Origin of the sequence: Bacillus sp. SIMBA_026 (genome assembly GCF_046535335.1) — a bacterium.
In the GTDB taxonomy this organism is placed as follows: Bacteria; Bacillota; Bacilli; order Bacillales; family Bacillaceae; genus Bacillus; species Bacillus velezensis.
Genome location: NZ_JAWRWX010000182.1, coordinates 1 through 270 on the forward strand (window position 1 = coordinate 1; position 270 = coordinate 270).

A 270-nucleotide genomic window follows, 5' to 3' on the forward strand; every position below is an offset into this window, starting at 1 on the left:
GTTATCGAGACTGACTATCTGGTGGTCGGGGCGGGAGCCTCGGGCATGGCCTTTGTCGATAGCCTGATACAGCACTCTGACGCCGATGTCGTGATGGTTGATCGGCGCGATTTACCTGGCGGTCACTGGCATGACGCTTACCCCTTTGTCCGGCTTCATCAGGCTGCAGCTTGCTACGGCGTTTCATCGACTGATCTCGGCAAGGATCGCCTTGATGGGTCGGGGCATAACGCCGGGATGTATGAGTTGTCATCGGCACCTGAAATTTGC

1 protein-coding gene is annotated in these 270 nt (G+C 57.0%); it reads left to right on the top strand.

All coding sequences use genetic code 11. The features are described from left to right. Window positions 1-21 precede the first annotated feature (21 nt). Window positions 22-270, top strand: a 249-nt coding sequence (locus tag SB847_RS21120) for an NAD(P)-binding protein (RefSeq protein WP_410578581.1), incomplete at its 3' end; no start/stop codon positions are given.